At 55.8% G+C, this 22,300-nt stretch carries 18 protein-coding genes and 1 pseudogene; 8 read left to right on the top strand and 11 right to left on the bottom strand.

Annotated features, from left to right (window positions below):
- Positions 1 to 4 precede the first annotated feature (4 nt).
- Both OHL11_RS07765 and OHL11_RS07770 read left to right on the top strand, forming a co-directional pair.
- Entirely contained in the window at positions 5 to 910 is a 906-nt protein-coding gene (locus tag OHL11_RS07765; RefSeq protein WP_263370928.1) for a LysR family transcriptional regulator, read from the top strand.
- 386 nt (positions 911 to 1,296) lie between these two features.
- A complete protein-coding gene (locus OHL11_RS07770; protein ID WP_263370929.1) occupies positions 1,297 to 1,836 on the top strand; it encodes a site-specific integrase in 540 nt (179 codons plus the stop codon).
- 250 nt (positions 1,837 to 2,086) lie between these two features.
- Here OHL11_RS07770 and OHL11_RS17290 read toward each other — a convergent pair whose 3' ends face one another.
- The 8 genes from OHL11_RS17290 to OHL11_RS07795 all read right to left on the bottom strand — a co-directional run bounded on the left by OHL11_RS17290 (position 2,087) and on the right by OHL11_RS07795 (position 7,596).
- Positions 2,087 to 2,578, bottom strand: a complete 492-nt coding sequence (locus tag OHL11_RS17290) for a serine hydrolase (protein ID WP_396269478.1) — start codon at positions 2,576 to 2,578, stop codon at positions 2,087 to 2,089.
- A 922-nt stretch (positions 2,579 to 3,500) separates the two neighbouring features.
- Positions 3,501 to 4,142 carry a hypothetical protein gene (locus tag OHL11_RS07775; protein ID WP_263370930.1) on the bottom strand — a complete coding sequence of 214 codons (642 nt, stop codon included), beginning with the start codon at positions 4,140 to 4,142 and terminating at the stop codon, positions 3,501 to 3,503.
- Positions 4,143 to 4,370: 228 nt separating this feature from the next.
- Positions 4,371 to 4,760: a LysM peptidoglycan-binding domain-containing protein gene (locus OHL11_RS07780; protein WP_263370931.1), complete on the bottom strand. Its 390-nt coding sequence runs from the start codon at positions 4,758 to 4,760 to the stop codon at positions 4,371 to 4,373.
- A 550-nt stretch (positions 4,761 to 5,310) separates the two neighbouring features.
- Entirely contained in the window at positions 5,311 to 5,673 is a 363-nt protein-coding gene (locus OHL11_RS17295) for a DUF3761 domain-containing protein (protein WP_390236035.1), read from the bottom strand.
- Between the two features lie 64 nt (positions 5,674 to 5,737).
- A complete protein-coding gene (locus tag OHL11_RS17300; protein WP_390236033.1) occupies positions 5,738 to 6,073 on the bottom strand; it encodes a sensor histidine kinase in 336 nt (111 codons plus the stop codon).
- Positions 6,057 to 6,374: a histidine kinase dimerization/phospho-acceptor domain-containing protein gene (locus OHL11_RS07785; protein ID WP_263370932.1), complete on the bottom strand. Its 318-nt coding sequence runs from the start codon at positions 6,372 to 6,374 to the stop codon at positions 6,057 to 6,059. Before OHL11_RS07785 ends, OHL11_RS17300 begins: the two co-directional genes overlap by 17 nt.
- A 22-nt stretch (positions 6,375 to 6,396) precedes the next feature.
- Positions 6,397 to 6,840: a PAS domain-containing protein gene (locus tag OHL11_RS17305; protein WP_390236030.1), complete on the bottom strand. Its 444-nt coding sequence runs from the start codon at positions 6,838 to 6,840 to the stop codon at positions 6,397 to 6,399.
- 204 nt (positions 6,841 to 7,044) lie between these two features.
- Entirely contained in the window at positions 7,045 to 7,596 is a 552-nt protein-coding gene (locus OHL11_RS07795; protein ID WP_263370934.1) for a tetratricopeptide repeat protein, read from the bottom strand.
- A gap of 935 nt (positions 7,597 to 8,531) precedes the next feature.
- Between OHL11_RS07795 and OHL11_RS07800 the strand changes: the two genes are divergently transcribed.
- The 4 genes from OHL11_RS07800 to OHL11_RS07815 all read left to right on the top strand — a co-directional run bounded on the left by OHL11_RS07800 (position 8,532) and on the right by OHL11_RS07815 (position 10,053).
- Positions 8,532 to 8,750: a hypothetical protein gene (locus OHL11_RS07800; protein WP_263370935.1), complete on the top strand. Its 219-nt coding sequence runs from the start codon at positions 8,532 to 8,534 to the stop codon at positions 8,748 to 8,750.
- 119 nt (positions 8,751 to 8,869) lie between these two features.
- Positions 8,870 to 9,142: a Rax2 family protein gene (locus OHL11_RS07805; protein WP_263370936.1), complete on the top strand. Its 273-nt coding sequence runs from the start codon at positions 8,870 to 8,872 to the stop codon at positions 9,140 to 9,142.
- 292 nt (positions 9,143 to 9,434) lie between these two features.
- Positions 9,435 to 9,725 (top strand): site-specific integrase, encoded by a 291-nt coding sequence (locus OHL11_RS07810; RefSeq protein ID WP_263370937.1) that lies wholly within the window; start codon positions 9,435 to 9,437, stop codon positions 9,723 to 9,725.
- A gap of 166 nt (positions 9,726 to 9,891) precedes the next feature.
- Positions 9,892 to 10,053: a hypothetical protein gene (locus OHL11_RS07815; protein ID WP_263370938.1), complete on the top strand. Its 162-nt coding sequence runs from the start codon at positions 9,892 to 9,894 to the stop codon at positions 10,051 to 10,053.
- 473 nt (positions 10,054 to 10,526) lie between these two features.
- Here the strand turns inward: OHL11_RS07815 and OHL11_RS07820 are convergent, their stop codons facing one another.
- Positions 10,527 to 13,901 (bottom strand): FG-GAP-like repeat-containing protein, encoded by a 3,375-nt coding sequence (locus OHL11_RS07820; RefSeq protein WP_263370939.1) that lies wholly within the window; start codon positions 13,899 to 13,901, stop codon positions 10,527 to 10,529.
- 119 nt (positions 13,902 to 14,020) lie between these two features.
- Positions 14,021 to 17,593, bottom strand: coding sequence for an Ig-like domain repeat protein (locus OHL11_RS07825; protein ID WP_263370940.1), 3,573 nt, complete (start codon positions 17,591 to 17,593; stop codon positions 14,021 to 14,023).
- Between the two features lie 305 nt (positions 17,594 to 17,898).
- Between OHL11_RS07825 and OHL11_RS07830 the strand changes: the two genes are divergently transcribed.
- Complete coding sequence (locus tag OHL11_RS07830) at positions 17,899 to 19,959, top strand: winged helix-turn-helix domain-containing protein (protein ID WP_263370941.1); 2,061 nt, start codon at positions 17,899 to 17,901, stop codon at positions 19,957 to 19,959.
- A 292-nt stretch (positions 19,960 to 20,251) separates the two neighbouring features.
- On the opposite strand, the pseudogene OHL11_RS17310 reads toward OHL11_RS07830, so the two are convergent.
- Positions 20,252 to 20,426, bottom strand: a pseudogene (locus OHL11_RS17310) (DUF1738 domain-containing protein); the annotation flags it as partial.
- Positions 20,427 to 20,866: 440 nt separating this feature from the next.
- Here OHL11_RS17310 and OHL11_RS07840 point away from each other — a divergent pair.
- A complete protein-coding gene (locus OHL11_RS07840; RefSeq protein ID WP_263371266.1) occupies positions 20,867 to 22,255 on the top strand; it encodes an Ig-like domain repeat protein in 1,389 nt (462 codons plus the stop codon).
- Positions 22,256 to 22,300 lie beyond the last annotated feature (45 nt).

A 22,300-nucleotide genomic window follows, 5' to 3' on the forward strand; every position in this document is an offset into this window, starting at 1 on the left:
AATCATGAAAATGCTTGAACGCATCCACCTATGTATCGTCCAGGAAGTTGAAAAACAGGGATCGTTGACCGCTGCGGCGATCGTGCTGAACCTGACCCAATCGGCTCTGAGTCACAGCATGAAGAAGCTGGAACAGCAGATTGGCACGGACGTGTGGGTGCGTGAAGGAAGAAGTCTGCGCCTTACGCAGGCTGGCCAGTATCTGCTTGCTGTGGCAAACCGAGTGCTACCACAATTGGATCTTGCTGAGGAACGTCTGGGCCAATTCGCGCAGGGTGAGCGTGGTGCACTGCGCATCGGCATGGAATGCCATCCCTGCTACCAATGGCTACTCAAAGTGGTGTCACCTTATCTGGAGGCATGGCCCGACGTGGACGTAGACGTCAGGCAGAAATTTCAGTTTGGCGGGATCGGCGCTCTCTTCGGCTACGAGATCGACATGCTGGTCACGCCCGATCCATTATTCAAACCGGGGCTGATGTTCGAGCCAGTTTTCGACTATGAACAAGTGCTGGTCGTAGCCAAGGATCATCCTTTGGCCAAACAAGAGTATGTAGAGCCGCAGCAACTGACCCAAGAAGCGCTGATCAGCTATCCCGTGGAGATCGAACGGTTGGATATTTTCAGCCTGTTCATGTTGCCAGCTGGTGTCACACCCAAGCGTCACAAAACTATTGAAACCACCGATATCCTGCTGCAGATGGTCGAAAGCGGTCGCGGCGTTGCCGCTCTGCCACGTTGGCTGGTCCAGGAGTACACCGCCAAGCTGGATGTCGTGCCTGTACGACTTGGCCCCAACGGCATCCCCAAACAAATTTTCCTGGGAGCTCGTGAGGCTGACTTCTCCATAGATTATGTGCGCGCATTCATTGAATTAGCGCGAAGCCCGTTGCCTTCCGCCCGGAATTGATCCCTATGCCGCCGCTATGTAGCGCCTGAAGGGTGATAAGGTCCGTTTCGATGCAAAGGAAAGACTTGCGTACCGTCTGCTTGCTCCCAGTGCCCCTTCCGCCCCGCAATCTTGACGACGCTTCGGGAGCATTGCTTGCGCAAACTCATTGCGAGAAGCGGAAGGATTTTGGAACTTGACGCGCGGTATACGAAAGAGGTGTCGAATGTCCATTCCACGCCGACGATTGGCCGCGTCGTCGATCCATCTATGAGCGATGTTTCCTTCGCGCATCAGAGCAAAGCCTGAACCGCTGAGAATCGCCTCTTGCATTTCGTGTGGATGCGAAGTGTGCGAACCAGATCTCGATGGTGCTTCAGAGCACCAAGCGACAGAAGGTACCGACTGTGCTGAATATCCAGCAGATCAACTCGCTGCTCGAACTCCTCAAGGAGCCGGGCAAGACTTCCGTCCTTGTGGACATTCTCACCGGGCTATGTGTCAGTGTGCTGCTGACGTTGAAGTGGTCCGATGTGGATTCCGAGAATCTCGAAATCCCGGTGACCCGCTCCAACGCCGGTCAGCACGTCTTACCGTGCAAGACCGAGGCATCGCAGAAGCCCGTTCCGCTCGATCCGGAACTCGCCGAAGCACTCCTGATGTGGCGGCGCTGGTCGCCACGTATCCGGGGCATGATGACGGGGTCTTCGCAAGTCCGGCAACTTCGGGCAGGTTACCGTACCGTACCAGTCGTCCTCGATTTTGGGGACGTACGTGAAGCCGGCGCTGAAAGAGGCACCATCACCGGCAAGGTAGTTGGTAGACTCGTCTACAGTCCCGTCTGTGAGCACGCAGCGCGGTCCCGCCGACCGAGCTGTTTCGAAGTTCCTTGCCCAGTGGGCCAGATCGTCAGCGGTTGTCTGCAGGCCGGTCATACGTATTGTTAAATATAGCCCGCCCGTAACCTTGCGCACCTGAGCCGCCAGGAGGGTACACGTCCGCGCACCGGCGTCTCCAAGTCCTCCTGGATACGTGTATGGATCATGCCAAGCGGCTCAAGATGCGTTCCCGGCAGAACGCATCGAACTGTTGTCGGAGAGCCGCTGAACCATCTCGGCGAGAAGGACGTAATCGGAGTTGACTTAGTCGAAGCGAGAGCCTGGAGCGGAGTTTAGTCCTCTCTGGTTGAGAGGACGTTCACAGCCTGCGTCTGTGTAAGGCAGATTTTCCGTTTGCCACCTGCCATGCCGTCAGAATACGGATTAGGCGTAGGCCACTCGTATGCGTGAGAAATGGCGCAAAGTAATCGCCACATGAGGCGCAGCCTTGAATATGCTGGGCAAGTGGATTGTCAATCGAAGGCTTCCCGTCTTGTTCGAATAACAGGATTGCAAAGGCCGTGAATTGTTTCAACACCGAGGCCGCGTGAAATACCGAGTCGAAAGTGATGGGGATCTGCTGTTCGATTTCCGCCTCGCCGACAGCAGCGTGATGAATGACTTGTTCAAAAGGACGGCCACCCGCACTCCCGGACCGTTGCGTTTGCTCCATGGCGCGAGAAGCTGGGACACGGCTGCAGCGTACGGATTTGGATTTTCCGCGGAATAGGCAGGATGCAAGCGAGTGAAAGCAGCAGAAGAAGGCGAGAAGGACGGCCCAAGTTGCCCTCTTACTTTGGAAGTTAGTCATCCCAAATCATATAAGCTGCCCATGCGGAAGGATCTGGGGTTCAGAACGAATTCAATCGCGGCCGTGCACTTAAGCCGGCACCATTCATCGATCGCTACGCTGACGCCAATACTGCTGGCACACGTTCATCGGACGGCTCCCGTGTGAGCGCTAAAGCGCAACAAAACCTAATACTTAGGGTTCGAGATTTGTAGACACAAGCAATGGGCCCCATGATTACTAAACCACACGCATATCGTCACTCCTATACCATCACCTACGACCTGCATTATGAAGTGTCAGACAATTTCAAGGCCACACATGCACCCAGAAGTACCGCATGCAGGAAGGGTGGTCTGGATACAAGAGCCTATGCCTGTCTTAGATGAGCGTACGTGACGGGTAGGCGTGATCTCACTTGATCCGCACTCTCTCCACAAATTGGTGTCGTAGCGGGGATATCGTAATAGCGTGCTCTCTCTACTGCTTATCTTCGCGCGAGAGTATGCAGGAACGTCGAACTCGACGAGCGGCAGAACGGCAAAGAAGCGCCCGTATCAGCCAACACCCTTAGCTTCCTTCTCGGCCAGCAGAGCTGTGCACATGGATCAACGTCGAGCTCGAGATGGAGCACCAACTCTGTAAGTTCCTGATCACATGGCGGCATTTCGGATCGATTGAACGCTAGGAGGATTTATGACGGATAAGGTTTGCAAAGTCAACCGTGGGAAGAAGGCTATGCCGTGATTGCGGACGGTGCCGAGCGCGCCAGCCCGCTGACCCATACCTAAGCCGAAGCAATTGCGAAGGCGAAGGAACTCAACCCCAACGCAAAGCCTAATGTCGCGCGCGTTGAAAAGACAAAGGGCGGTGGGCCCGACAAGTTCCGGAAGTCGAAGTAACCCGTCTTGCGACTTACAAGATCTTGTGTGTCATTGAATCATTACTTCTTCACGAGTTCCGCTGGCGGATAAGAGGCGCCCGCCGGCTCGATGCTGACGACGGGCCCATCTTGCTCGAGCGGCCCGATCTCCCGTACGAGTCCGGGCACTTCCCCTTCCAATATCCAGACGTAGATATCCTTCGGCTGCTTCCCAATAACCGGCGCAACGACGCCCGCGATTCCACCTAACTCAGGATGAAGGCGGAAGACTGTTGCTCTGCGATGGACACCCAGGATGGGAGAGAAGGGTTGTTGGCCTACGATGTCGACGGAAAGATTGATGAGTCGGCCTTTGCCGCTGGAAGCGACGAAACCGAGTTTGAAGGGAGCCATGCTAGGTGCGACGTTCAGAAGCACGGTTCCCGTGAACCCGTTGCAAGTGTCTTGAGGAAGATCCAAGTGGCTTGTCTCCACTTTCTTCTTCCCGTCCTTTTCTAGGGTCCTGACCGATAGGTTTCCGGCTTCATCCAAGGAGAAATGAGTGGGCTTTGAGAAGAAAGGACCTTGTTGGGTATGGTGATCGCTGAGCAGATGAAAGACTGTCCCTTGGGTGAAGACCGTCGTCTCATCGTCGACCGAGCCATCCTTGAAGTGATAGGTAAGCCGAGAGGTGATGCGATGCCCACGGATAGTCTGCAACAACTCGCCATATCCCAACACTGCGCCGGATTCCGACCGGACAACGGTAAAAGCATGACTCGCTCCCTGAGGATGTCGCACAAGCATCACTTGAGGTTGTTGCGCTGAGCAGACGCAAGCCATCGTCACAAAGCAGCAGGATGGCATTGCGCGAGTTGGCAAGAATTCGGCTAAGGTACATGGCCAGTCTCCAAGTAGTCAGTATTCGAAAAACCGCCATTGCGGTGATCGCTATAGGACAGGAATCTTCAGCGTCTCTCCAGGATGGATCTTGTTTGGGTCAGCACGATTGTTGGCCTTCGCGATAGCTTCATACTTATTAGGATCACCGTAAAACAGTTTGCTTACCTCACTCAGATTATCCCCGGCCTCTATGGTGTATGACCCGTCCTGTCCGCCCGTGTTCATGATCTCATGCTTGAGATCAGCGTACTTCGGATCGACCTGCTTGATCGCGTCCCACACGCGGTTTAGGACCACTTGGGACGGAACCTGCGCGACGAGATGATATTGTTCTCCCACGAGGTCAGCACCAATGAACTTGGCGCCGTAGCGTTCGAACTTCTTGACTGTGTCAACGACTGGTGCATACTTCTGCTGCAGTGCTTGGAAATCCGCCATGTGAAGCTCCTTTGTGATCGCAGGTTGAACTACAAGATTTTGCCCAAGATCTGGGATACCATACCGCGATACCCGGCTTGAGATGGGGCCTGTTGCCCCCGTTCATGAAGTGGGCGATGAACATCGGGAGAACTGTGGCCAACGCTGCCTTAGCGATTTCAGGCGACATCCCGGCTTTGGCAGCCACATTTTCCGATGAAACCCATCCCGCCTAAACCTTGCTGAATCTGTTCTGGTGTTTCGGTCGGCTGCTGTCCACTGGACCAGTTTTGGATATGATCCGTCATTCCGTTATTGCGGAACGCACCCATCACGCCCGACAGGCCGCCCGGGTGTTTCCTCGAGTGCCTGCAGAACGGCACCCGAGACGCCAGCCCTCGGCCCCGGGTCGCCTTGCCACTGCGCCACCGCCGTATTTTCGATTGAGTTAAGAAAGCTCACGAGTAACCTCAGCGGGTGAGATGCCGATTTGCAAGGAGTCTGCGGAACAATCTACTTCTTGCAAGGCTTCCCCGCATCAGGCCGGGCGCCCTTAGCGATAGCGTCAGGCTCACTCATGTAGGCGCCGTACTTCGTCTTCCCGTAATAGCGGTCTCCGCTGCAGTGATAAACCTTGGTCGCGGTGTTCACCCAGACTTGACCAGGACCGCCACCGGATGTGGCCTGCATTGGAGTGAGGCGAGGATGATTTAGCAGACGAGTTGGTATCCGAGCGAGGAGTTGCGGGCGGGTTGCTGGCGGCATACCACGTCTGCACGCCTTTATGTCCCGAGCACGCACCATTCTTGGAGGTTGCAGTCGAGTAGGTGCCATCCTTGCATTGTCCTGTTGCGCCTGCTGGACTCTGTGCCTTTGCCACTCCACAGCCGGTCAGAACGGCTATAGCAAGAATGATCAAGCGACCGAAATTCATAGTGTTCTCCTGTATGTCAGTCGTTGTGATGCGAGATTGGTTGAATCACAAGCAAGAAAGGGGCTCAGTCGGACTTCATAGGCAAGCAGACGCGGAAGACGGTGCCTTGTCCAGAGCTCCTCAACCTGATCGAGCCGCCGTATTTTTCAACGAGATTCTTGCAAACCCACAGGCCCAAGCCAGGGCCCTTCGCTTCCTTAGTTGAAAAGAACGGTTCGAAGATCCGTCTTCGCAAGGATGTCGGCACGCCGCTTCCGTTGTCCGCGACACAAATCGAGACCACTTGGCCCTTGTTGACCACCATAGAACGAATGATCAATCTCCCGCCTCTTGGAACCGCGTCAAGAGCATTGATGACGAGGTTGGTGAAGACTTGCCGTAGTTCACCGCTCGCGCCCAAACGAGGCGGAACCCCAATATTCTGTGGTCACTTCAACGGCGCGTTGTCGAATCAAGGGACGATGCAAACGCAACACACCATCGAGCGCCTCGCCGAGATCAACTCTTTCTTCGTGACTTGTATCCCGGTAGTAGGAAAGTGTCTGCTTCGTAATTTCGCTAACGCGCATCACTTCATCAATCAGCAGTCGCGTGTAGTTTCGAGCTTCATCGTCCAGGGTCGGATGCTCGGACAAGAGGAAGCCAAGATTCAAAATGGCCTCCAGCGGGTTGTTGACCTCATGAGCGATGGTCGCGGACATGCGCCCGATGGCGGCAAGTCTCTCAGACTCGATCAGTGCGGCCTCCGAAGTGCCTTCGAGCCGTGATGTCGCGGGCAATTTTGGAGATGCCAACAATCTGACCGGAAGCGTCTCGGATCGGCGAAATAGTGAGAGAGACATGGATGATCTGACCGTCTTTGCGCTGACGCCGAGTTTCGAAATGTTCGATGCGGCCTCCGGCACGAAGCTTGCGAAGAATCTCACACTCTTCATCACGCAGTTCGGCCGGTATCAGAGTGAGGATCGATCTCCCGACCATTTCCTCCGCGGTGTGGCCAAATATCCGCGTGGCGGCAGCATTCCAACTCATAACGAAGCCATCCAGATCTTTGCTTACAATCGCATCGTCAGAGGAATCCACGATTGCGGCTAGCTGGAGGCGAGCGTCGATCGAACTTGGACTTCGCTGCCCAGGCGACGTCTCTTCGGATCGTGGTGCTTCCATCTTCGGCGACCATCCATGAGGGTAGATTCTTCTGGATCACCCATACAGATCTCGGGTCGCAGCTGTCGCAGATCTTGAGTGAACTGTCTTTCACGCAATCTGATGGTGGACAGCTGTAGTGGGTTGCTGAGACTTCAGTGAATCATTTGCCAGGAGAGACCCACCACATAAGCTCGATTGGTCGACGTATCGAACCTCCGGCGACTATTTGGGTGCGACCAGTTCCCGAAACTTTGGATTTCCGGCTAATTCTTCGAAGGCAAGATCGTAGAGGGCTTTAAGTTTGTAGGCTTGGTCGATGCCGATGGCTTCTTCCAATCGAACCAAGCATTTGACTGTATCACCTGTGAAGGCGCTTAACAGCGATAGGCCATACAATGCCTGGGCGCTTCTCCCCTCTTGGCGAATGATGTCCTCCAACTCTGCGCGCGCCTCGCGGTAGCGCTGTGCGTTCAGAAGGAGAATGGCGTAGTCGAATTGCTCGTTGCAGTCTTGGAACACCGAACGGCTTGGAGGAGATTCCCTTAGACAAACGACCATATAGGTACGTATCCGGTCAGCAAGATGAAAGGGCGCATCCGGCAACAGTTCCGCAAAGGCCTCATGAGCTTTCGTAGGTTTTCCTTTCCGAAGAAGGTTGAGCGCCAGCTCGTAACGCGACATCATCTTGGCAATTTCTCTTTCGGCAGCCCTCACCTTGGAACCAGTTGCTGGACTTTCCTTTTGCGAAAATACAAGAGGCGCTTTAGATCTCATCGAGTCCCTCTTTCCGCTCCTTCTGAGCACATTGATTTTAGGCGCATAGCAAAGAACTATGGACTATGCAGCATCGGATGTGCTGACAGGCCATGAAGGCAGATTTGCTGAAGAAGGCGCGCACTCGCGGCTCTCGCACTCCTTCCGAAGCCCGTCCACCCAAGAGAGCTACTCTAAGTCGGAGAGGACGGTTACGGTTCTGCAATCTTCACACTCGCATCTCTCCCCTGACAGCCCCGTGGAGCCGGAAAAGACATCCCGAGGCCGAACAGTCGCCTTGCGACTTGTTTAGTGCGACAAGGAATCGAAACGCCAGGGCCTTGCCTGCTCCGTCAATGCGATGAGGCGACCGGTGACTCCCCAAACTGACGTGCACAAGAATCTTTTGGGCGACGACCCGAGCCCCTTCTGCGCTTCCGAGTGCTCCATGCGCGGAGGCGAAATTCGTGCGTCTACTTACTCCTGTCCTGGTTACTCCTGTCCTGGCTTGTTTATGTCGCAGTGATGAATCCAGTGCGGAAAAAATGATATCCCGATTGGCTCTCCATGGAACAGCGGGCTGTCCGCTCGCTCAACCTCTGCTTATCGAGTTGTCGTTTGGCTTACGCAGCATCGAACGCAGTCTGCTCAGTTCTTGCCGCTGCTTTTCGCAGGATGACACGTATACCATAAATAATATAAACAAACAAGTTAGTGTTTTGATATTCTCTATACGAGTTCTACACATATACGAGGATTCAACGACTTGCAGAAAAAACCTGCACAGAATCTGCACTGAACGAGTCTTAGTACATGGAGGCGGACATGACATTCGTCACCGAAAAATCGGAACTCAAGCCGGGATTGGTAATCTTTCGGCGTGGCGACGTGGAGCATCGCATGTGGTATTGCCGGATGAAGATTCCCAAGGCAGACCGCTACAAGACTGTTTCCTTATGACAACCGACGTTGAAGTGGCGCGAGAACGCGTCTTCGACCAGGACGCGGACATCCGGTTCCGGCTGAAGCACGATGTCCCGGTGTTCAACCACCCCTTTCGCGAGGTTGGCAGAGAGTATCTGCTAACGCAGGAAGCCCGAGCGCAGCGTGGGGAGATCGGCGCGGCGCGTCCCAAGAAGATTCACGCCGTCATCGAAGGAGCATTGGACAGATAGGTCGGTTCCACCCAGGTGCATTTGATTGGGGATGTGTTGTGGGGCGATTATCCGGGTGGCTGCGAGTGAACGGCGCGGGACGCCTGAAGCGGAACGGCGTCCGCGTAGTCTGCGAGGAGATGGCGCAAGAGTTCGCGGACAAGGAAGCGGAGCGTCGCACCAAGACTCAAGATTCTCTTGGTATTCGTATTTTGAAACCTATCAAGATGGAGCCGTCCGAGGATCGAACGGTTCCTTTCGTCAGTGATCCCACCATCCGCTTCGAGATGTCAATCTTGGGGGCGGTGTTGAACTTCGCGATCAAGAAGCGGTACGTTCCAGCCAGCCAGCGTTACGACGAACGTCCGAAGCTCAAGACCATGCGGCGGGATGAATTCACATTGGAGGAGTAGCGCAAGCTCCATACGGTCGGCAGGAAATGGATTGCTGAAGCGGATAAGCCTTCGAGTACCTGGTATTGCAACGTCACGTACAACATGATCCTGATTGCTTGCAATACCGGCATGAGGCCAGCCGAGATGAAGAACCTCCGCTGGCGTGACATCGTGCCCGCGAAAGACCGCGAAGGGCGCGAGATCGTTGTTCTGTTAGTACAAGGTAAAAGGGAAATCAAGAAAGCTCGTTGCTCCGAAGAGTGTTGGCGATTATCTGCAACGTATCCGCTCGATCTCCAAAGCTACTGAGTTGGAAGATCGGGTCTTTACCACTGTGAACGGCAAGCCTGCCAAGAGTCTTTATGTCTCTTTGATTGCCGACCTCTTGGACAAAGCAAACCTGCGCGAAGGCACGCAAGGCGTGCCGAGATCGACCTACTGCTTCCGGCATACCTATGCCACGCTGCGATTGCAGGATGGCGTTGATGTGTACTTCCTTGCCGAGCAGATGGGAACGTCAGTGCAGATGATCGAGCAGCACTATGGGCATGTAAACACGGTCAAGCACGCGGATCGCGTGTTACAGGGCATGACAGGATAGGAACTCCCGCATTCGGACGACACCAAAGCTAAAGCGTCGAAGGCGGCGGAGACGCATGACAAACTGAAAAGAGGTCAGCGACACAGGCCGCGCTGACCGTATCGCTCCCGAAGCCGTCTTGAGCCGGAGCCGTGGCGGAGGCGAGCGTAAGGAGGGTTCGACATCAATGACCTCTTTGGATTTGGGTTTGAATTTGCTGCCGCGCCACTGGGGCGTAATTGGCGGCAAACCTGCACGTGCCGCCGCTGGCGGCTGTCTTCGTGCAGGTCAGTTTGTGCGTCTCGATTGGCTCAGCAAACTTAAACATGCGCCCTATTTGTCTTCCTGATTCAGTTCCTCACGGCTTTCCTCTTCGATGCTCAATACGTAGCGACGACGGACCTTCGTGCCTGCCGCTGACAGCACCATGCGCAACGAACGGGCTGTGCGACCCCGCCCCCCCAATAAATGTTCCGGTGTTGAATGGAGCCATATGCACGTTCAGCGTCGCCGAGGTTTTCCCTTCACGCAGGTTAGGTGGACAGACTGCTAGTCATCTATCAGTCGTCGAACGATCTTCGACATGAGTTTCAGAACGGGGTCTCCTTCTAGCCCCACGGGCTGAGAAGTTGTCATGACGCTTCCCTCGTAACAGTTCGGATCTTCCGATACCATGCAAGAGCCTTGCTCGGATCAGCGTTTGCTGCTCTTCACGAGGACATCCCGGAAAAGCAGAGAAGGCAACCTGTTTCAATAGCGAATGATAGTGAAAATGAAGAGACCGCCATCGTAATTGCGATGGCGGTCTCTTATTTCTGGTGATTACTTCCGAGTCACGTTGACCGAAGTAAGAACGGAGTTCACCACTTGCGTGGTTCCCGAAGTCCCAGTCGCCGTAATGGTGACTAGGAACGTTCCTGCCGGAGTGCCGGAGTGCGATGAATCCGAGCAGCCGGCGATCGTTCCCAATGTGCTCAACGACAGGAGCAAGATCGCAAGCATGGAAAACTTCCTCCGCCGACGTCCCAGCGGCAACATCAGAGCGAGCAGTCCAGCGAGGACAATGCCTGGGCGCTGCCCTAACGGGCCAAGATTCTCCAGAGAAGCGGAACCTGTCGTGCCGATGGTCGCTGTGGCAGAAGCAGTACCAGCGGCAGCAAGCGTTACCGTATCCGTACTGAAGCTGCACGAAGCACCGACAGGCAGGTTGCTGCATGCGAAGGTGACCGAACCGGAGAATCCGGCATTGGCCTGTAGCGAAAGGCTAATCGGCGCAGAACTTCCCTGCGCGATATTTACCGTCTGAGGAGTTCCTGTCAGAGTGAACGCCGGGGCAGGAGCTGTGATGTTGATGGTGAGAGGAGCTGCACTTGCAGAAGCGTGTGTGGCATCCCCGGCATAGGTTGCAGTGATCTTGTTTGCCCCGACAGGTAAATCGGACGTGCTGAGAGTAGCCACATTCGAGCTCCATGAACCTGTTCCGATCGGAGTTCCATTCGAGAGAAAGGTGACATCTCCCGTCAGGTTTCCGGTGCTCAATAGATTGGGCTCGACAAACAGGTTGACGGGATTGCCTTGCAAGACTGTCGTGGCGGTCGCCCCCAGCGTAAGGCTCAATCCAGCGTTGTTCAGGAAAAGCACGCTTGGAACATAACCCTGTCCGCCACCCAGAATCACGTCGCCAGCACCGTCACCGTTGAAGTCTCCAGCGAAGATGAGTTTGTCGCGATTCGAGAGGACATCGGAAGGTTGCACGTACATGATGGGAGCATTGAACGCCCCGTTGCCCGCATTGATCAGAACAACCGTGCCTGAGGTCAGGGTGTCCTGCACACTCAACGAGATGATGTAGTCCGGCAAGCCGTCTCCATTCAGATCTTCGGTAACGGCCAGCAGGCCGGTATTTCCTTTCATCACGTAGACGGGAGCGACGAACGTGAAGTCACCATGTCCGATCACATTCAGGATACCCGGCGGAATGGATGTACTGGTAGAAGACTGTCCAATATAGGACATCATCAGGTCGAGGTTGCCATCACCGTTGGTGTCCGCTATCTGTATGTCGGGAACCCGATAGGCGCCGCTCCATGCAACATGTGCAGCAGCAGTGTTGAAGGTTCCATCGCCATTGCCTGGAATGACGGTGACCGCGTTTTTACCGCTGCCGATGTCATCCAGAACGAGGTCGAGCTTACCGTCATTGTTTATGTCGGCGAGCTTCGCTTCATAGAGAGTGGTGCCGAACGGAGTGAAGAGCGAGGACGTAAACCCTCCCTTTCCATCACCCAGCAGCACGGCGAAACCGGAAGGAGAGGTTCCAGTTGCATAGCACGCAGCGTCGCCACCATAGGCGATCACGAGGTCGGGAAAGCCGTCTCCGTTAATGTCGCCAGCACTTCCCAGACTAAGTGCGCAGCCCAGGCTGGTGGGAATTGTCGTGTTGATCGGCGTGCTTAGGGTTCCGTCTCCCTTCGAGAGAAAAACCCTGACACCGGTATAGGTCGCCATGATGAGGTCGTCCTTGCCGTCATTGTTCAGATCGACTCGAATCGGTTCGACAAAATCGACACTCGTAAGGTTCTGCGTATCGAGACTACGGGTGAAGAGAAAACCACCCTTATGATCGCTGAGACCAATATCAACGTACCCAGACTCCTGAGCGAAGATGTCTGTGGCTCCGTCCCCGTCATAATCGCCGACAGAGATCACCTGGAAGCCCACAGCGGACTGGGTGTTGTTAGGCTTGCTTGTACTTGTGTTGGCCGGTGCGATTGCCGGAGCGCCACGGAATGTACCATCACCACGGCCGAGGAATACGTTCACCGAGTTGAAGAAGGGTTCTACCCAGAAGAAATCAGGAATTCCGTCGTCATTGAAGTCGACGGCATCTTCAATCTGATTGCCCCCTAATCCCCCGCTGTACTGCGATGTGGGTGTTTGCTGGAAGCTGCCGCTGCCCGTGCCGAGATAGAGCTGGGCGATACCGCCACGGAACGTCACAATGTCCGTCACGCCATCCTTGTTGAAGTCGCCCACCGTGAGACTTGTGACCACACCTACGTCTGCAACGGCGGTAACAGGATTCTGCAAAGTACCGTCGCCCACGCCATAGCAAATGTCGATGGCATTATTGCCGTCAGCAAAGAGAGCGTCTGGACTACCGTCGTTGTTGAAGTCCTGGACAACCAGACTGCCTTTTCCATATTGCGTAGAGGAAACACTTTTGGCGACAATGGAAAGAGGGCCGAACGTGCCATCGTTATTCCCCTTCACAGTCGCTATATCGAAAAAATAGCTCGTTGTGCCCGGTGGTGGCTGCTGGATTTCCAGCACCGCATCCAGTGCACCATGCTTGCTAAGGTCCGCGAGGGCAATGGAGCGGCCGCCCTGGAAGATGTAGTAGCCAGAGAGCGTATACAACGTCGCCTTCGGAGTGGCGCTGAATGTGCCATCGCCGTTGCCTAAAAAGGAATACAGCACCACGGTCGAGGTATATCCAACCTGCCCACTTCCTGAAATGTAGCTGAGCGGAAGAACGATGTCGATCTTGCCATCACCATTGACGTCGCCCATCGCCATCGCGCCCATAATGGCGGTTCCGGTGATACCCGTCGGAGGGGTGATCTTCACCTTCGTGACCGCACCGAAGACACCATTCCCCTGATTCATCCAGACAAAGTAGCCGGGCAGCGTGTTGCTTGTTGCAACGATGTCAGGAAGGCCATCGCCATTGAGGTCCCGCGCGAACGCCTGAACGATATTGGCACCCGAAGCGGAAGTATTGAGAGGAAGCTCCGTGAAGTTTCCTTTGCCGTCGTTCAGCAGGACGGTAAGCACACCATCTCCCTGAACCGTTGCGACGTCTATGCCATTCTTTCCGTCAAAATCAGCGGCCATGCCACCGCTATACGTGCCGGAGCCGTCGCCGCTTCCGACGGAAGTACGCAAAGGCGCGAGAAAGCCGGGAAAGGTATAGGCTGTCGAGCTCTTCGGCGTGGGCGCCATGGGGTATATGCCAACAGGAGACTCATTGGCCGGAGTCGTGGAAGACGGTGTTTCCCGATCGAACTGTGACCATGGAGTGGGGCGACCGGAGAAGGGGCTTACGGGAGTGGTCTGCTGCGCAAGCAACGTCCCTCCCATCACAGTAGTTGTCAACAGCGTCCGCAGCGCGTATCTAAGGCTCGTCTTGAACATGGGACTCCTTCGAGTAAAAGAAGCAGTATTGGTTGTCGTAAAGCAATCAGGGGCACCGGAGGGTAATCCGCATGGCGTTACCCTCCCTGCACGCATCGGCTGCAAACCAGGAGTGGCGCTCATTTCACCACCACCGGAATGTTCAACGTGATGCTGTTTCCGTTGTTGTCCGTGGCCAGGACGGGCAAAGTCATGCTGTAGGTGACGGCCGCCGAAGCAGCGGCTGACGTAGCGGTCGCGTACTTGCTGTCTCCTGAATACACGGCTGTTACGTTGTGCACGCCAATCCCCAGCTTGGAGGTGGTATAGGTGGCTAAGCCTCCGCTCAGCGACTGCGTCGCCAGCTCTTTGGTTCCATCGACGAACGCGATCTGCCCTGTAGCATTCGCGTTGGAAACGGTTGCGGTAAACGTCTCCGCTGAGCCGTACGCAACGGTCGGGGAGCTTGCTGTGAGCGTTATCGAAGAAGCTGTGGGAGATGATTTACCCGCGCATCCGGAAAAAGTAAGGAAGCTCAACGTCATAGCCATTCCGGCGAAAACCGAAATTGTCTTTGAGCGCTTCCTGAATCCCAGGCCGAGGCAAAGCGCTAACCCTGCCAGAGCAATCCCCGATCCAGTCGATCCGAAATTTCTGTGAATGCCGGTGGAAGCCTGTGTGGGCGCGGCATAGAGCGTAAGCGTGGTTGTCGTTGCACCGGTGCCAATCGGCAGAACTGCAGGGCTGAAGCTGCAGGACAGGAACGACGGCAGAGTAGATGCACAGGAGAATTGAACCGGCGATGTCAGTGCGGAGCCTGAAGGAGTGAGATTCAGGAGGATGGAAGCCGAGCTGCTCGTCGGCACGATCAACTGCGATTGTGCTGTCGTGAGAGTGAAGGCGGCAACAAAGGTAATATTGACCGCTGCGGACGTCGACCCGACATAGTTGGTATCGCCCGTGTAGCTTGCCGTAATGGAGTTCACTCCATCCTTGAGCAGACTTGAGCCGAACGTGTACCCGGCTACCGCTGTCGTATGTCCGGCGGCGTCAAAGGATGGCTGTGCGGTGGCCGTGCCAAGAACTGCGCCGGTGGTCGTATCCGTGAACGTTACGGTACCGGTAGGCGATGTGCTTGTGACGCTTGTACCGATGGTGGAGGATACCGTGACGTAATCGCCGCTGGTTGCCGAAGTACGGCTCAGCGCCATGGCGAGGGTCGTAGGTGCCTGGTTGACGACAATGGAGACGGGAGCGGAAACGCTCGCGATGTATGTTCCGTCACCTGCATAACGGGCCGTGACGGAGTGTGTCCCGGCGGTCAGTTCGTCAGCAGAGAAGGAGGCAGTACCGGCAGCAAGAGTGTACGGTCCGCTCGCATATCCATCGGTGAGCACAGAACTATCTCCTGTGGGAGTTCCGGACGCTCCGGTCACCGTGATGGTTCCGCTAACAGCCGATCCGTAATCGATCGTCGTTTGGGACAATGCGATGACAGTGGTTGTCGCGATGGTTCCTGTCGTTACAGACGACCAGTTGTTGACGAGGTTCGCGATATTGAGACTGCCAAGGCCGGTTGCGAGATCATAGCCAGCACCTGCGTCCCAGCCGGAAAGGATTCCATAGCTATTGCTGCCGACGGTGACGCAGTCCTTCGATCCCTTGTAGCAAGGGACAGCGTTATTGGCTTTCGTCGTGTCATAGAAGATGCAGGAGTTTCCCGTTGCCGCATTTTCAGCGGTGCACGAGGAGGCTGTCGCCGGGTTGTTGTACTGTGTGGCCGCAAGCTGATACAGGACTGAATTCGGATTGCCCTGAGTGGAATTCTGCTTCTGGTTGATCAGCGCCATAATGCCTGCAAAGGCCGGAGTGCCAAAAGAAGTACCGCCAGCGGCGAGATACGCGACATCGGTTGGATTGGTGAAGTCGCACGTACCGTCAGGCGATTCATCCGATTCGCAGATGGCATACGCGCTTTCCCATAATCCGGCACCGGCGAACAAAGACACGTCAGGAATGTCGCGAACGTTGTCGCTCGGGATTCCGGGGACGCCCTTCTGCCATGCGGGCTTGGGAACACCCGAGGTGCAGCTGAAGTTCGAAGAGGAAACATACGTGCCCACGGCACAGTTGCTTGCTCCGCCGCTGCCGCCCTCCACAGCGTGGAAGCTGCTGTAGTACTTCGAGTCGTTGCAAACAGCTGCCGTGGTGGTATCCGTGGAGCCTAATGTCTGGAGCGTGGCGAGAACAAGCGGATTGGCGCAGCTATCGTTCCACGGCACCTCGGGGATATAGGACTTCGCGGACGCGAATGTCGCCGAGTCATTCGTGCTATTCCAGTACTGTGTCGGGTTGGTGTAACTAACGTTGAGATCGGTGCCGCCGATGGCTACGTCATAAGGAGTCGAGGCAAATCCATTTACGGAAAGGCCGTAGTGGGAATAGGTGGCGCCCTGGTCGCAAACATCCGAACCGGCGTCACCGGCGGCCACGATTACGCTGATGCCCTGAGCCGCGGCCTGCTGCCACAGCGCGCTTACGTATTGATTTCCAGAAGTCCCCAAGCCCAGCTCGCATTGGCCCCAGCTCATGCTGAGGATGGGGGCAAGGTTGTGGTCGATGATGTACTCCGAAGAAAGCACGATGCCATCGGTGGTTACGGTATCATTCGCCACCACCAGGTCGATCGTTGCATTCTTCGCCACGGCGCCGGACCACTCGACATCGAGAACGGCTTCTACTTCCGAGCTGGCAAGTCCGGGGTTCTGGCCATCCGCATAGATATGGTTGAGCTTGGTGGCCGGAAGCCCGAAGATGGACCGGAAATTATCGACGTCCGAGGTAAGCACATCGCTCTTGGCGACGATTGCTATCGTCTGGCCTGTCCCGTCTATCCCTGCATCCCAGAGGGGCTTAAGGTTGTACATCGTCGCGAAATCAGCAGGCGCTACGAGATACTCCGGGTTGCCGGAGCTCGTGAGCTGAGGTGTGACCGCTTTCGTTCCGTCCTGTACATCGCGCAATGCAGACGCTGGCGAGGTGAACCTGGTGATCCCCGTAGAACGATTCCGGGTAACGACGCCCACAGTCCTATGCATCGCCTTCGACCGGAAGTCGCTCAGGCTGGCAATTCCCGAAATGACCGGCTGCAGCGCGGCGGGGACGGAGAGTTCATTGTTGACCGCGCGATGGGCAACGCCGTCTGAAGCGAGATAGCGATGCATCTCAGCGCCGAACGTATTCTTAAGCTGACCCGCGGTGCCCGAAAATGTGATCGAAAGGCGGCTGTTCGCCACCGAATTGACCGTGAGGCCATGATTCGTGAGCCAGGAAGTGATCGCGGCCACATCCTGATCGGCGACGCCAAATTGCTTGCCGAACTCTTCGGGGGTCAACCAATGGTGAAATTCGGGAGAGGCCGGATCCTGCTGAGCGGCCATGAAAGCCTGCAACGCTTTTTCCTGTGCGTCCGTCCGCTTTAGCATCAGGATGACGTTGTTCAGGGGAGTCGCTTCGTCGATTGCTCCCTGATCCGCCGCGTTAGCCACTTGCGGGTTAAGCCCGCCAGCGATCGTGACCCGTTGCAGTTCATCGACTGCGTGGGTGATCTGCGGTACGGCACGGGCAGTTGCCTGTGCAAATGCCGGGGCGACTAGGTTGACCAGCAACGCTGTTTGCGCGAACCGGATGAGGAATTTTGAAGCCATTGCCATCGTCATCTCCTGGTGGTAAGGCCTTCCCCGTCTCCCGAGGACATGCCGGGAAACTTTATGGTCTTGTATCCGCAGAACCAGAGCTCTGCAATCCAAGTATGTTAGGGGCTCGACTTTTGCAAGCTTGTGACAAGGACGCCGTCCGATCAATGCCCTCGACATCCTTTCTCGACAAGATCGACATCCCCTATCAACTCTATATAAATGAATAAATTAGACGCCTTCCTCCTTTAAGCGAAGAGTCTTCATTCGGGGTTTGCTTCGGTCCTGTTTCGGGTCCCTCATGCTAAAATCGGATCACTTTCATGGAGGACTGGAGCGAGGGGTCCCTCGACGTCAAGAAAACGAGCCGAATCGTCACCTTCTCTATTTACTCGCTGGATCTCGAGTCTCTGGAGTTCAGGCGTAAAGGCAACAAATTCCCGCTGCAAGAGCAGAGTGCTCGTGTCCTGGCCATCTTGCTCACTCCACCGGGACGCCTCGTCACGCGTGAGCAGCTTCGGCAGCAGCTATGGTCTGATGTCGCATTTTTCGACTACGAGCACGCCATCAATAAAGCTATTTCCCAAATCCGCAAGGCTCTGGGAGACGACTCACGTTCCAGTAGATTCATCGAAACCGTTCCAAGACATGGGTACCGATTTTGTGCCGAGGTACGCACGGAACCGGCTGTGGCAGTGACGACTCTGACCTTCCAGGTAGCTTCGGAGCCCGCTAAGGCCGACCTGTCAGGCATCGCCACTCCGGCGTCTTCGGTAGGCCCGGCAGGTGTCTTGGGTGAGACCGTGCCAGACCAGGCCCGTCCCGAACGCGGCGACGATAAGCCGCCTTCGCTCGTCCAGACCAGGAACATACCGTCAAACTATTGGAAGTATACTTCGCTGGGAACGATCCTCTGCATTCTTGTGCTGACAACAGCATTCTATGTGCGGCATCGCTGGTATCACGAGGTGACCGCGAGCGTCACGAACCCGGTCCGTGTTGCCATGGTGCCGTTCGAAACCAACAATGATGACGCCAAGGCTGTGGCAGAGAACCTGCGCTATGACCTTTCCGATTCCCTTGGTCAAGTTCCCGGACTCGAGGTACGCGCTGCGCACAGCTTCACCAGCGCCCCGCGAGACAATGCCAGCATGATGGCTCTCGCTTCCACCGCGGACCTGGACGCGATCCTTCTGGGAAGGCTGGAAGTGCATGGGCAGGAGTGCCTTCTTCACGTGGAGGTCGTCCGCGCGAATGACAATAGCCACATTGCCGCCCTGAGCTTCGCCGGCGATATACGGCAGCTTCATACGCTTCGTGACCGAGTTCAATATGCGGTGTACACAACACTCGGGGGAAAACCGGGGGCCCTTCTGCGGGTTCAACGGCGTACCGCTAACCCTGAAGCGTACGAAGCATATCTGGATGGGCGGCATTATCTACAGGCGCGCACGGACAATTCGCTGAACCGCGCCATGGCACTCTTTCAGCGCGCCGCCGAACTCGACCCGAAGTTTGCCGGCTCCTTCGCCGGTATGGCAAACGTCTACCTGATCTTCGCGGACCGAGGAGAGATACCCAACGGTTTTGATATGGCGAAGCATCTGGCGAATAAAGCTCTCAGCCTCGACCAAAGCTCAGCGCAAGCGCATGCGATCCTCGGCTGCGTTTCGCAATCGCAAGACTGGGACAGCGTCACCGCAGAGCGTGAATTGCGGCTTGCGGTAGACCTCGATTCCGGTGAAGCGGGGTATCACATCTGGCTGGCGACGCTGCTTTCGATTGAGGGCAAAGCCAGCGAAAGCTTGCAACAAATCAAGCTCGCGGAACGCGACGACCCATTCTGGCCACCCGTATATCAGGCAGCCGCCTTTGTCGCGGCCAATGCCGGGAAGAATGCGTTGATGCTCACGGCAGCGCGAAAAATGGTGGAGCTGACCCCGCAATGGCCTATTGCAGCGGACCAACAGGCATGGGCTTTGTGGTATGCAAAACGCTATTCGGAAGCCATCGCGGAATGGCAAAGGATGGCGCATCTTGCCAACGACCCTGATCGCATCGCCTTAGAAAAGGCCGGGCAGCAGGCATTTGCGAAGAGTGGTTCCACGGCCTACTCGAAAGTGCGCCTCGCAGGCTTGAACACCAAATCGGGTCACAACTATCACGATAAGACAATGGAACAGGCAGAGTGGGATATGTACGCTCAAGAACCCGATCGAGCCATGGATGTACTCTCCTCCATGGTGGGCCGGCACGACCCTGCCTCCATCACAATGGCAGTCGATCCGGCGTTTACCCCATTGCATTCCGACCCTCGCTTTGTTGGCCTATTACAACACGTTGGATTGCCCGTCGTTGCTGTCAATGCCCAAACGGAGCGCTAGGGACATGCGGTTGGATGTTCGCTGCAAATCTTCTCGACCAAGTTCTAAATGAGCTCAGGTACCGCCCGACGCACTGCCTGCAAATCTAAGGAAGACCGCCATATATGGGGCGAGATACTGCCACGAGGGATTCTCGATCGGAACCGGCCCGTTATCATCCGATTGCTGGCTACATGGATCTCGCCATAGGCAGCGCGCAGATCGCATAGCTCCGCTGCCCAAGATGGAGCCGAGAAATTAAAAGCCCTCTAGATACCGCGTTGCAGCATTCCTTGATGAAACGGGACAAGTAACGGCGTTCCGCCTTATGCAGGAGTTCGTGGGCAGTTTCGTGTGCCCGCGTCGAAAACTCTTCAGCCTTCGACTGCCCGGGCAGGATGGCCATGGCTGGCGCAATGTGGGGGTTATAGACAAGCTGGATGCTTGTCCTTGAGAAACGCGGCCAGAAGCTCCACGTTCTCGCCGGGTCGCCGTGATCTTGTTGATGGGGTCTACGGTATTCAGGGTGTTTGCTCCTGGGGTTTGGCTGTTGCACTTCCGCGTTGAAACACGGCATGTACATGCCGAACGCCTCTCCTGGAGAGGGCGGGATACCAAACGGAAAGGTCTTCCAGCGAAACTCTTGGGGGGATCGCGCGTAGCGTGGGGAGCCAAAACCCGCAGGGCGAATGGCCTTGGAGCGCGCGACGGAAGACCCTTAGGAAAAATCTGGTTTCCGCATACGTGCGGGTTAGCGAACAGGATTTACAGGGCGGCCCTTATGGGAGGAACGAGACTGTTACGAAACTCCCCTCGCTGAGCCCGTTTGACCCATCTGGTGCCACAGAAAATGGTTATGTAGTCCGCCACGGGCGAATCCGCGTCTGTGTCATTTACAGACAGACAAACGCCCCGTTGGAGGAACCTCATGCGGCCTGAAATATTGCTGAAGTTGATACCAGATAGGAAGGATAGAAAGCCTGACGAGAAGGATTGGTGCCCACCGCTGGATCGACGCGCAGCACTTCGCATTTTTGGCGCTGGAGCGCTGATAACAGTGGCCGGATGCGGCGACGGGACGAATACGACTGCAAGCGGCGCAACCAAGACTTCCACGGCGACATCACTCGGTGTTTCATCCACGTCCGTAACTATTGGCACCTCCGTCACGCTGACTGCGATGGTCGCTCCATCCGCTGCAACGGGCTCCGTCACCTTCTATAACGGCTCTACGTCACTGGGCAGCGTGACGATCTCGTCGGGCGTCGCCGCGCTCACAACCAGCTTCAGCAGTGCGCAGACGGTTTCGTTGACAGCCGTATACACAGGCGACAGCAACTATTCAACCAGCACGTCGTCAGCCGTAACTTTGACTATTATCGCAGCCACAGTAGGAACAATAGCAACGATCATCGCTCTCAGCACCTCAACGACTCAAACGACAGTTGGTACCTCGGTTACCTTGACAGCGCGAGTCACTTCCACCGCAGCGACGGGCACGGTCACTTTCTACAACGGCACGACTTCCATCGGTACGGGAACGCTCAGTTCCGGTAATGCGACGATCACAACCAGCTTCAGCTCAGCAGGTACAGAGTCAATTACGGCGGTTTACGCCGGCGATACCACGTACGCGGGAAGCACCTCCAGCGCTGTGTCAATCGCCGTCACGACGACCACAACGTCTTCTTGCAGCACCACCACCATCCCCGCCGTGACCGAAGGACCGTACTGGGTGACGGACAGTGCGTCTGGCTATAACCGTTCCACGATAACCTCCGACATCGCAGGAACGAACACGCAGTCGGGTGTTCCGCTCGCGCTTACGCTTTACGTGTACGACGCTAAGAACAGCTGCGCTGCCATGCAGAATGTACAGATTGACATCTGGCATTGCAACGCAGCAGGCGTCTATTCGGGTATCAAGAGCTCGACAAATGGCAATGGCGCCGACTACACGAGCCAGAGTTGGCTTCGGGGGTACCAATTGACCGATTCCACGGGGAAGGTGACTTTCAACAGCGTCTTGCCTGGCTGGTACACAGGTCGCACTACACACATTCACATCCGCTTCCGTTCAACCTATGATTCCTCATCGGACGGAAGCACGAATACGGCGCAGCTCTTTTTCGATCAGACATTCGTAGATACCCTCGATACTACTGTTTCGCCATATTCAAGCGAAGGCAAGAACTCGGTGACGAACGCGGGTGACTCGATTTATACCTCTGAGGGCGGGACAACTCTCTTGAGTTTGAGTGGATCCGCAAGCGCGGGCTATGCAGCTTCTTTCAGCATCTACCTTCCGCTCAAGTAAGCCTTGTAGCAAGCACTTGAAGGGGCACGGCACCCGTTCTTGCGG

Source organism: Granulicella cerasi (assembly GCF_025685575.1).
Classification (GTDB): domain Bacteria; phylum Acidobacteriota; class Terriglobia; order Terriglobales; family Acidobacteriaceae; genus Granulicella; species Granulicella cerasi.